We start from the raw sequence: 11,099 nt of genomic DNA on the forward strand, positions 1-11,099 counted from the left end.
GGATGACATCGCCGCAGACCAGCATCAGAAGCCCGGAGGTCAGGTCAACGCGCTCATACGACGGCGACGGCCCACTCCGGCGCAAGAAACGCAGCGGGAGATCCGTCCAGTCCGCGCCGGGGATCTCCTCGGCGCTGCTGGCTTTCCACCGCTGCTGCAGGTCTCCTCGACCCGCACCACATCCTCAGCCCGTTCGTCCTGCTCGGCTGACAGGCTGGCACGCGGGGAGCGAGCGCCCCGGCGCCTGGTCAGACGGAGGTGAAAGCCTCTTCGGGGGCGTCGTCGAGGACGAATCCGTTGTCGAGCCGGATGCGGACCGTGACGCGGAGCATACGTCGCTGGTGGGCGACCCACTGCTCTTCCAAGGCCCCCACCTGCTCCTCCAGCTGTTTTCTGCTCGCCGGCGGCATCTGGTGACCGAAGTCGTCGAGCAGCGACTTGAGGCGCAGGTACTCACGGACCTCCTGGCTCTGCTGCCGGTGATGCTCGTCCACACGCTCGACGGTGCCCTCGATGCCTGCTGCCAGGGCCAGAGAGGCGGCGAAGGCACCCGTCTCCTCCGGGGGCTCCCCGGCTGGGGTCACCGACCCGGCCAACCGCAGATCCGCCGCCAGCCGCACCCGTTGGCCCACGCTCAGCATCATCGATCCTTCGTCTTCCTCGTCGGTCACCGGCGATCCGGTCCACGTGGCGTCGCCAGGCGTACCGGAGAGGACAGGATCATCCCACCCTCACCTGCGGTCCCGACATGATCGAAGCCTCCACCGGCCCTCACCTGCGCAACAGCCGCACGACCGGCGAACAGGAGCCCGAAGACGGTCTGCTGAACGGTGGCAAGAACGGCTTGGAGAGCGTTGACGGTGAAGCGAAGCGGGTGTCAACGCGGGCGGCGAGGGTGCTCCGGCTCAGCCAGGGGCGTGACCCGGCCGCGCTGACCCACACGCTGGCTGCGCGAGACAGGCAGCAGTGAGCCGCGGGTGCCGTTCACGTACGTCACCCCGAAAGACTGGTCCCCCTCGCTGGGGCCGCATCCGCTGGGGTGTGGGTGGCGGATCAACGCCGCCACTACGCCGCCGGGACCTTGGAGGCACCGCAGGTCGAAGAGCTGAAGCGGCTGGAGATGGTGTGGTCGGTCTACCCACTGACGGCTCCAACGGTATCCGCAGAGCTGTCCCGGCAGGCCACCGAGCGAGCCGCCACCCGCGCCCGCTGTGCGGCAGGCATCCGGTGCACCGAGCGCAACTGCCTGACCTGCGGAGCAGTCAGGGTCACGTTCCTGGCCGGCGCATGGCTGTGCACGGACTGCATCCAAGCCGTGAACTCCCGGCTGGTCACCGACGGCTAGGCTGCCGACGTCGTCCAATCCATTCCCGGCGGCACCCCCAAGAGCGCCCGCTACATCGGCACGGTGTACGACGCCACCGGGAAGGACCCGTTCGTGGATTGCTCCAGCCCGCAGCGCGCCCAGTTCGTCGCCGAGACCGAGCGCCCGTTCAACAACACCGGCCACACGATCTGAATCCCCGCCCAATCTCGCAGCTGAGCTGCGCACCAACAGACGTGGGCCCGCCTCGCCATCCGGCGCTGCGGGCCCACGTGTGTTCGTGGCCTCCGTCCCGTCCGTTCGTCCCCTGGACGGGGTCCGGCGGGCGCAGACCCCGTCCTCACGACGACGAGGTCCGCGTCCGCCGGGCGTTCGGGCCATTCCCGACGGGCGCCGATGCCGTTGTTCCGTTTCAGAGCCACCGGCCCCTCCGGGGTGCTGGGAACAGTCGGCGCGATCGCAGGGACCGCGCTCTCCTCGGCCTGCCCGGCGTACGCCGCCACGCCGACCGTGTTGTACGCCCCACCCTCCGGGTCCGGCAGCACCTGCTCGCTGAGCGCGCCGTGCAGTCTGGACGGTGCCAAGAGCATGATGGCGGGCCCTGGCCCCCCGGCATGGCCGCCGACATCGACGTCTACTGCGCGGCGGTGCCTACCGTCCGTCCCAGGCGTTCTCCAACGCGCCGTCACTACCGATGTCTCCCACCGCTGCATGAACTCCTCGATCAGCCGGCTGGCATGGTTCCTTGTTTCGGCAAGCCGTCTCAGGGGCTCGCCCCCAGGTAATGCCGTAGGCCGAGGCATCGAGCCGAATGGGTACGCGCACCATGCGAACGAGCACGGGAGGGATCGGGACCGGCCGCGTGGCCTTGGCTGCCCGCCGCTTCAGAGAGTGGATCTCGTGTTCTGAGGTGCGGGCACCGGTGATCCACATTTGCCGAAGTCCGCCGCTGCGGGTGGTGAGCATCTCGCCGCAGTCGCGGACCAGTTGGTGGGCGATGTTCTGCTCGGGGCAGACGGTGAGGACTGCTTTGAGCCGGGCGAGTCAAGGCCGGTGGACGTCGATGCGGCTGGTCCGGTTTCGGCGGCCGGTGACAGCACGGGCTGGCTCCGCCGCAGTAGGGGGAGGGGGCCGACCGGCGTGGACGAACGTCGTCGCAGAGGGCGGCGGCTTCTTTCTTTTTTCTGTGCCATCTCTGTGAAACGCGGCAACCTGCTGCCCGGCAGTGACCACTGGAAGGCGACGCCGGCTCGACCTTCCAGAACGGATGAGCAATGAGTAAGCAGCAAGCCCCACAGCACCGCCGACGCAGGATCCGGCTGGCAGTGGGTGCGCCGCTGGCGCTGATCGCCGCAGGCGTTCTCGCCTACGGCGCGGTCTTCGGGACGTTCGGCGCCGACGCCGAGCCCAGCGCGGCAGCGGCGCCGGCCCCGGTGCCCGACAACGCGATGGCAGCCGTGGCCGCCATGCAGCCGGGCTGGAATCTGGGCAACAGCCTGGACGCCATCCCCAACGAGACCAACTGGGGCCAGCCCCGCACCACCGAGACCCTGCTGGACTCGGTCCGCGCCCAGGGCTTCAAGAGCATCCGCATCCCCGTGACCTGGAGCGACCACCAGGGAGCGGCGCCCAACTACACCGTCGATTCGGCGTACATGAACCGGGTCAAGGAGGTCGTCGACTGGGCGATCGCCAATGGCTTCTACGTGATCCTCGACGTCCATCACGACTCCTGGCAGTGGACCAGCAAGATGTCCACCGACCACGACAAGGTGTTGGCCCGCTTCAACGCGACCTGGACCCAGATCGCCACCTCGTTCCGGAATGAGCCCGCCCAGCTGCTCTTCGAGAGCATCAACGAGCCCCAGTTCGACGACGCCGACAACGCCCGCAAGGCCGAGATGCTCAACGAGCTGAACACCTCCTTCCACAAGATCGTGCGCGCGTCGGGCGGCAAGAACAAGAACCGCCTGCTCATGCTGCCCACCGAGGTCTGCACCCCCGACCAGCGGCTGATGAACAACCTGGCCGCCACGATCAAGTCGCTGCACGACCCCCGGCTGATCGCCACCGTGCACTACTACGGCTACTTCCCGTTCAGCGTGAACCTCGCCGGCTCCACCCGGTTCGACACGCAGGCCCGGGGAGATCTGGACAAGACGTTCAAGCGGATGCGCGACACCTTCGTCGCCCAGGGCATCCCCGTCGTCCTCGGCGAGTACGGCCTGCTCGGTTACGACCACGGTCCCGGCGTCGTGGAACGCGGTGAGATGCTGAAGTACTTCGAGGCGCTCGGCCACTCCGCCCGCACCAACAAGGTCACCACCGTGCTGTGGGACAACGGCTCCTTCTACGACCGCGGCAAGCTCCGGTGGAAGGACGCGGGACTGTTCCGCCAGATCAAGTCGAGTTGGACGACACGCTCGGCGACGGCCTCCACCGACAGCGTCTTCGTGCCGAGGTCCGGCCCCGTCAAGGACCGTACGCTCACCCTGAACCTGAACGGCGCCACCTTCATGGCGCTCAAGCAGGGCACCACCAAGCTGGTCAGCGGCCGGGACTACACCCTCTCCGGCAACCGTCTCACCATCGAGGCGGCCACACTCACCCGGCTCGTCAGCGACCGCTCCCCCGGGGTCAACGCGACGCTCCAGGCCGGGTTCTCCCGAGGAGTCCCCTGGCGCATCCAAGTGATCACCTACGACACCCCGGTGCAGTCGGACACGACCGGTACGACCGCGTCGTTCCGCATCCCCACACAGTTCCGGGGTGACGTGCTGGCGACGACGCAGGCCACGTACGCCGACGGCGGCAACGCAGGCCCGACCAGTTGGACCCCGTACCAGCAGTTCAACACCGCCTTCGCACCGGACTACGCCAAGAAGACCATCCGCCTGACCCCCGGCTTCCTCGACGCGCTCAAGGACAACACGCGCGTCAAGCTCACTTTCCATTTCTGGAGCGGCGCCACCGTGACGTACCACGTGACCAAGTCGGGAAGCACGGTGACCGGCACGACCTCCTGACCACGGCTCCGGCCGTATGAGGCGCCGACCGGGCACCGGGTGGCCCCACTGCCGTGATCACTGACCCGCCGCCCGACCTGGTGCTCAGCCGCAGGCGGAGAGCGCCAGGTCGGGCGGGGCGAACCGTCGGTCACTTCGGCGCCGTCACTGTCATGGCGCAGGCCGTGCCGTTGAGGGTGCAGGAGCTCGGCGGGGCGGTGTTGCCGGTGTGGGTCGCCTGGAAGCCGATGCCGACCGACGCGCCTGGAACGATGGTGGCGTTGTGGGCGACGTTCCTGGCCGTCACCCGGCCGGAGGCGGGCGAGTAGTCCGCGTTCCAGCCGGAGGTGACGGTCTGGCCGTCGGGCAGGGGGAAGGCGAGGGACCAGCCGTCGATCGCGGTGGTGCCGGTGTTGGCGATGGTGACGTTCGACGTCAGGCCCGTGTTCCAGGCACTGACGGTGCTGGTGACCCGGCAGGTCGCCGTCCCCGGCGGCGGGTTGGAGGTCTGGAACTGCGTGAAGAACTTCCAGACCTCCTGCGGCACCCAGGTCCTGGATCCGCTGTCACCTGCGGCCCCGTCCTGCGGAAGCCTTGCCGCACCCTGCGGTCGGGGCGGCGGTGCCGGCGGAGGCGGCCGCCGTGGCGGAGACCGTGCGCGAGGTGTTCTCGCCCAGGCCGCCGCCCAGTGCCGTGCCTCCCATACTCAGGACGACCACCACCGCGACCACGGCGGACCATAAGAGGGATCATGTCCTCGTCATCGTGAAACTCCCATTCTGAAGCCGCGGTTGCTCACACGCGGGTCCACTTCTGGTTGGCCTGGCCGTTGCAGGTCCACAGCACCAGCGGGGTCCCGTTCGCGGTGCCGGCCCGGTCGACGTCGAGGCACAGCCCGGCGTGGACGTTACGGACCGACCCGTCGGAACCGGCGGACCACTTCTGGTTGTTCTGGCCGTTGCAGGGCCAGGTGATGACCCGGGTGCCGTCGGTGGTGCCCTGGTTGTAGGCGTCCAGGCACTTGTCGCCGAAGACGCGGATCTCGCCGCCGGCCCACGTGGTCCACAGCTGGTTGGCGGCCGTATGACAGTCCCAGAGCAGTACGGTCGCCCCGGCGGCGATGGAAGCGTTGTCCACGTCCACACAGCGGCCGGACCCGTTGCCGCGCAGCCGCGAGGTCGTGGCGCTCTGCGGGCTGCCCCCGCTCACCCGGAACACGGCCACGCCGTGCGCGGGGACGCTCGCCGAGATCTGCCCCGCCGTACTCGACGTGCCGCCGGTCCACAGATCGGTGAGAGTGAACGGCCCGCCGGACAGGCCGACTTGAGCTGCTGTCGTACTGACCGCCGCGGTGCTGCCTCCCCGGTTGAACAGGCCCACCGCTACCGAGCCGTCGGACAGCGGCTTGGCGAACACCTCGGTGCCGCCGTCGTCGCGCACCCTGCGCCCGCCCACCCCCAGCGAGTCCTGGTTCACCGCCAGCAGACGCGGGTTGCGCAGGATCGCGCTCACATCGGCGGACATGGTGCGGATGTCGTTGCCGGCCATGAGCGGGGCAGCCAGCAGCGCCCACAGGGCGAAGTGCGAGCGCGACTCGGTCAGTGACAGGCCAGGACGGCCCACGACCAGCATGTCCGGGTCGTTCCAGTGCCCTGGACCCGACTGCGCCGCCAGTGGCGCGGTGACGTCAAGGACGTTGCCGACGCCCATCGGATAGCTGTTGCTGTTGCCGTTCTGCCAGATGTCGAGCAGGTCCTCGGTCGTCCGCCACAGGTCGGCGACCTCGCCCCAGTTGTATGTGGCGCCGGTGATGGCGTGGAAGCTGTTGGGGTTGATGCTGTAGACGATCGGCCGCCCGGTGGCACGCAGCGCGTCGCGCATCACCGTGAACCGTGCGACCTGCTCGTCACGGGTGCCGCTGGAGGAACACCAGTCGTACTTGAGGTAGTCCACACCCCACGCGGCGAACGTGGCGGCGTCCTGGGCTTCGTGCCCCTTGCTGCCCGTCGACCCGGGGTAGGCGCCGCTGGTCTGCGCGCAGGTGCGCTCGCCCGGCACCTGGTAGATGCCGAACTTCAGCCCCTTGCCGTGGATGTAGTCCCCGAGCGCCTTCATCCCGCTCGGGAACTTGGTCGCATTGGCCCGCAGGTTGCCCGCCGCGTCACGCTGCGGGTCGAACCAGCAGTCGTCGACCACCACGTACCGGTATCCGGCGTCCCGCATTCCCGAGGACACCATCGCGTCGGCGGCCTGGCGAACCTGCGCCTCCGTGATCCCGCACCCGAAGCTGTTCCAGCTGTTCCAGCCCAACGGTGGAGTGAGCGCCGGGCTGCCGGGCGCGGCCGAAGCAGTGGAGTGAGCGGAAGCCGTCACGGACGCGGTGACCGTCAGCACGATGGTCGCGAGGAGGCGGAGCAGTCGTCCGCCTGACCGTCTGGGCACCAAGGGCTCCTTCACGGAAAGGGCGCCATGGGACGGTGACACGAAGATCGATGTCACGTCCATGACACTGGAGAGAAGAGAGATGGGCAGTTCGAAATTTCGTGAGCTATTCGGAAACTAAGGCCTCACGGATACTAGGGAGGCCAGCGAGCATGTCAACACCCATCACCGCACCGCCTCCACGATCCAGCCAAAAAGGCTCGCGCAAGGTGCCACATCAGCACTATCCGGGCAACTGACCCGCGGCAACATGGGATCAAATATCTTCGAATGTTTCGAGGCAACAGACGATTCATGCGAGAGGTATTGACGCGACCCACCGGCCCCCTATCATCCAAATTGCTCGACGAGCCGATCTGCGTTCGACATCTCGTATACAGAGCAGTCGCTCCGCGCGAACCAGCAGGGCACCTCCGGACAACTCCAACCGCCCCAACGGCTGGGTCACCGAAGGAGAACGCCACTCGTGCAAATGTCATGGACTCATCAATCCTTGTCCCGTCGACGTGCACTGACGGCCGCCACTGGCCTGGCCGCCGGTGCCCTGTTTCCTCCGACAGCGGCCCCCGGCACCGCTTCCGCCCAAGGGCCGACCCTCGCGACCGCGGCGGCCTTCACGAACCCAGTGATCTGGCAGGACTTCGCGGATATCGACGTCATCCGCGTCGGTGACACCTACTACGCCTCGGCTTCGACGATGCACTACTCGCCGGGCGCACCCGTCCTGCGCTCGTACGACCTGGTCAACTGGGAGATCGCCGGCCACTCGGTGCCCGTCCTCGACTTCGGCGCCAAGTACGACCTGAACGGCGCCCGTGGCTACGTCCGGGGCATCTGGGCATCGTCGCTGGCCTACCGGCCGAGCAACCGGACCTTCTACTGGCTCGGCCAGATCGACTTCGCCCGGACGTACGTCTACACCGCCACCGCCGCCGAGGGGCCGTGGAGCAGACTCACGACGATCAGCACCCCTTACTACGACGCGGGGCTGCTCGTCGACACCGACGACACCCTCTACGTGGCGTACGGCAACACCACCATCAACGTGGCCCAGCTCTCGCCCGACGGCCGCAACCAGGTCCGCACCCAGCAGGTGTTCACCACACCGTCGAGTGTCGGCACCCTCGAGGGCTCCCGCTTCTACAGGATCAACGGGCAGTACTACATCTTCCTGACCCGCCCGGCCAACGGCCAGTACATCCTGAAGTCGTCGAGCGGCCCCTTCGGTCCGTACACGATGCGTCAGGTCCTGCTGGACCTGCGCGGACCGATACCCGGCGGCGGCGTCCCGCACCAGGGCGGGCTGGTACAGACGCAGAACGGCGCCTGGTACTACCTGGCCTTCGTCGACGCCTACCCCGGCGGCCGGGTGCCCGCCCTGGCACCGATCACCTGGACGCCGGACGGCTGGCCCGTCGTCCAACTCGTCAACGGCGCATGGGGTTTGACGTATCCCAGCCCGGCCGTGCCCCCTCCGCCCCGCCAGGTCACACCCATGATCGGCGTCGACACCTTCGACGGCACAGCCCTCAAGCCGAGATGGGAGTGGAACCACAACCCGGACAACACCAGATGGTCGGTGAACAACGGCCTGACCCTGCGAACCGCGACCGTCACCAACGATCTCTACTGGGCCCGCAACACCCTCACGCATCGCATCCAGGGCCCCACCTCCACCGCCACGGTCCAGCTCGACCACACCGCGATGCGGGACGGCGACCGGGCCGGACTCGCGCTGCTGCGTGACTCCTCCGCCTGGATCGGCGTCAAGCGCGACGGCGCCGGGACGCGGGTGGTCATGGTCAACGGGCTGACCATGGACACCAACTGGAACACCACCGCCACCGGCACCGAGGCCGCGAGCGCGGTCGTGTCGGGCAGCCGCGTCTGGCTGCGCGCGAGCGCGGACATCCGCCCCGGCACCGGACGCCTCGGCACCTTCTCGTACAGCACCGACGGCACCACCTTCACCCGCCTCGGACCCGCCTTCTCCCTGGGCAACGACTGGCGGTTCTTCATGGGCTACCGATTCGCCCTCTTCAACCACGCCACCCAGGCACTCGGCGGCTCGGTGCGCATCGCACGGTTCGAGCTGTCCACGCCCTGAAGTGGCCCACTGATCGCACCACGAGCCGAGGAGGTCCACCGACCGCACCACGCAACCCCCCACCCCACGAGGAGAACCATGAACCCGCTGAAACGGCTCGGCTGTCGCCGAGCCTCGGTCCTGGGCCTGCTGGCCGCGACCGTCCTGGTGACACCCGGGACCGCGACCGGTGCACCCGACGCGACCGACGCGCCCGACACCGTTCGGGCCTCCACCCTGGGCGCCCAGGCGGCCCAGTCCGGACGGTACTTCGGAACCGCCGTGGCCGCAGGCCGGCTCGGCGACCGTACGTACACCGGCATCCTGGACCGTGAGTTCAACTCGGTCACACCCGAGAACGAGATGAAGTGGGACGCGACCGAGCCGTCCCGCGGCTCGTTCAACTTCGGCCCCGCCGATCAGATCGCCAACCGCGCGCAGGCCCGCGGTCAGCGTCTGCGCGGCCACACCCTGGTCTGGCACTCCCAACTGCCCGGCTGGGTCAGCTCCATCAGGGACGCGAACACTCTGCGCGGCGTGATGAACAACCACATCACCACCGTGATGAACCGCTACAAGGGCCGGATCCACTCATGGGACGTGGTCAACGAGGCCTTCGCCGACGGGCCCAGCGGCCAGCTCCGCAGCTCGGTCTTCCGGGACGTGCTGGGCAACGGCTTCATCGAGCAGGCGTTCCGCACGGCCCGGACGGCCGACCCAGCAGCCAAGCTCTGCTACAACGACTACAACATCGAGGACTGGAACGCGGCCAAGACCCAGGGCGTCTACCGCCTGGTCCGTGACTTCAAGGCACGCGGCGTGCCCATCGACTGCGTCGGCCTCCAAGCCCACTTCGGCGCCGGCGGTCCCCCCGGCAGCTTCCAGACGACGCTGTCGAGCTTCGCCGCCCTGGGCGTGGATGTCCAGATCACCGAACTGGACATCGCGCAGGCGTCGCCGAACGCGTACGCGAACACGGTCAGGGCCTGTATGAACGTCGCGCGCTGCACCGGCATCACGGTCTGGGGCATCCGCGACAGCGACTCCTGGCGGGCCTCGGAGAACCCGCTGCTGTTCGACCGCAACGGCAACAAGAAGCCGGCGTACAACGCGGCGCTGACGACAATGGGCGGCACACCCACCACTACCCGCAGCACCCCCGACGCCGCCGCCCTGCCCAGCAGGTACTCGTGGAGCTCCAGCGGCCCGATGATCGCACCGAAGCCGGACTCGACCCACAACATCGCCGGCATCAAGGACCCGACGGTCGTCCAGTACAACGGCAAGTACCACGTGTTCGCCAGTACCGCGAGCTCCTCCGGCTACAACCTGGTCTACCTGAACTTCAGCGACTGGTCCCAGGCCGGTTCGGCCACACACCACTACCTGGACCGCACCGCCATCGGGTCCGGTTACCGGGCCGCGCCGCAGGTCTTCTACAACGCTCCGCAACGCCTGTGGTACCTCGTCTACCAGACCGGCAACGCCTCGTACTCCACCAACCCCGACATCAGCAACCCCAACGGGTGGAGCGCCCCGCGCCACTTCTACTCGTCGATGCCGGACATCATCCGGCAGAACATCGGCAACGGCTACTGGGTCGACATGTGGGTGATCTGCGACAGCGCCAACTGCTACCTGTTCTCCTCCGACGACAACGGACACCTGTACCGGTCCCAGACGACCGTCGGCCAGTTCCCTAACGGGTTCACGAACACGGTCATCGCACTGCAGGACTCCAAATACGCGTTGTTCGAAGCGAGCAACGTGTACAAGGTGCAAGGCAGCAACCAGTACCTGCTCCTCGTCGAGGCCATCGGTTCCGACGGGCGGCGCTACTTCCGTTCCTGGACCGCCACCAGCCTCGCCGGCAACTGGACGCAGCTCGCCGCATCCGAGAGCAATCCCTTCGCCCGAGCGAACAACGTCAGCTTCCCCGCGGGCGCCTGGACCCGGGACATCAGCCACGGCGAGATGATCCGCGCGGGCTACGACCAGACACTCACCATCCCCTCCTGCCGGTTCCAGTACCTCTACCAGGGCATGAACCCCAACGCGGGCGGCGACTACAACCTCCTCCCGTGGCGGCTCGGCCTCCTGACCCAGACCAACTCCACCTGCTGACCGACCGTGCCGTGGGGGGGGGGTTTGGGGGGGGGGGGGCCCCCCCCCCCCCACGCCCCCCTACGCCAACCCCGGTCCAATAACTGAGGGATCCCTGCTCTCTCTCCGAGCCTCGCCC

The 11,099-nt window shown here is 68.1% G+C and carries 8 protein-coding genes and 1 pseudogene; 5 read left to right on the forward strand and 4 right to left on the reverse strand.

The window, feature by feature from the left end:
• Nucleotides 1–248: 248 nt before the first annotated feature.
• Entirely contained in the window at nucleotides 249–671 is a 423-nt protein-coding gene (locus ACZ6D7_RS40030; protein WP_469501767.1) for a hypothetical protein, read from the reverse strand.
• Nucleotides 672–748: 77 nt separating this feature from the next.
• Between ACZ6D7_RS40030 and ACZ6D7_RS40035 the strand changes: the two genes are divergently transcribed.
• The 3 genes from ACZ6D7_RS40035 to ACZ6D7_RS40045 all read left to right on the forward strand — a co-directional run bounded on the left by ACZ6D7_RS40035 (nucleotide 749) and on the right by ACZ6D7_RS40045 (nucleotide 4,350).
• Nucleotides 749–970: a hypothetical protein gene (locus ACZ6D7_RS40035; protein ID WP_469501769.1), complete on the forward strand. Its 222-nt coding sequence runs from the start codon at nucleotides 749–751 to the stop codon at nucleotides 968–970.
• A gap of 75 nt (nucleotides 971–1,045) precedes the next feature.
• A complete protein-coding gene (locus tag ACZ6D7_RS40040) occupies nucleotides 1,046–1,345 on the forward strand; it encodes a hypothetical protein (protein WP_469501772.1) in 300 nt (99 codons plus the stop codon).
• A gap of 1,253 nt (nucleotides 1,346–2,598) precedes the next feature.
• Nucleotides 2,599–4,350, forward strand: a complete 1,752-nt coding sequence (locus tag ACZ6D7_RS40045; RefSeq protein ID WP_469501774.1) for a cellulase family glycosylhydrolase — start codon at nucleotides 2,599–2,601, stop codon at nucleotides 4,348–4,350.
• Between the two features lie 130 nt (nucleotides 4,351–4,480).
• On the opposite strand, the pseudogene ACZ6D7_RS40050 reads toward ACZ6D7_RS40045, so the two are convergent.
• The 3 genes and pseudogenes from ACZ6D7_RS40050 to ACZ6D7_RS40060 all read right to left on the reverse strand — a co-directional run.
• Nucleotides 4,481–4,807 (reverse strand): annotated as a pseudogene (locus ACZ6D7_RS40050) (cellulose binding domain-containing protein); the annotation flags it as partial.
• Between the two features lie 88 nt (nucleotides 4,808–4,895).
• A complete protein-coding gene (locus ACZ6D7_RS40055; RefSeq protein WP_469501776.1) occupies nucleotides 4,896–5,033 on the reverse strand; it encodes a hypothetical protein in 138 nt (45 codons plus the stop codon).
• A gap of 91 nt (nucleotides 5,034–5,124) precedes the next feature.
• Nucleotides 5,125–6,771: a glycoside hydrolase family 27 protein gene (locus tag ACZ6D7_RS40060; protein WP_469501779.1), complete on the reverse strand. Its 1,647-nt coding sequence runs from the start codon at nucleotides 6,769–6,771 to the stop codon at nucleotides 5,125–5,127.
• A gap of 472 nt (nucleotides 6,772–7,243) precedes the next feature.
• Between ACZ6D7_RS40060 and ACZ6D7_RS40065 the strand changes: the two genes are divergently transcribed.
• Nucleotides 7,244–8,878, forward strand: coding sequence for a glycoside hydrolase family 43 protein (locus tag ACZ6D7_RS40065; protein WP_469501782.1), 1,635 nt, complete (start codon nucleotides 7,244–7,246; stop codon nucleotides 8,876–8,878).
• A 78-nt stretch (nucleotides 8,879–8,956) separates the two neighbouring features.
• Nucleotides 8,957–10,981 carry a glycoside hydrolase gene (locus tag ACZ6D7_RS40070; protein WP_469501785.1) on the forward strand — a complete coding sequence of 675 codons (2,025 nt, stop codon included), beginning with the start codon at nucleotides 8,957–8,959 and terminating at the stop codon, nucleotides 10,979–10,981.
• Nucleotides 10,982–11,099: the final 118 nt, after the last annotated feature.

The sequence above is a fragment of the Streptomyces sp. NPDC041784 genome (assembly GCF_055591025.1).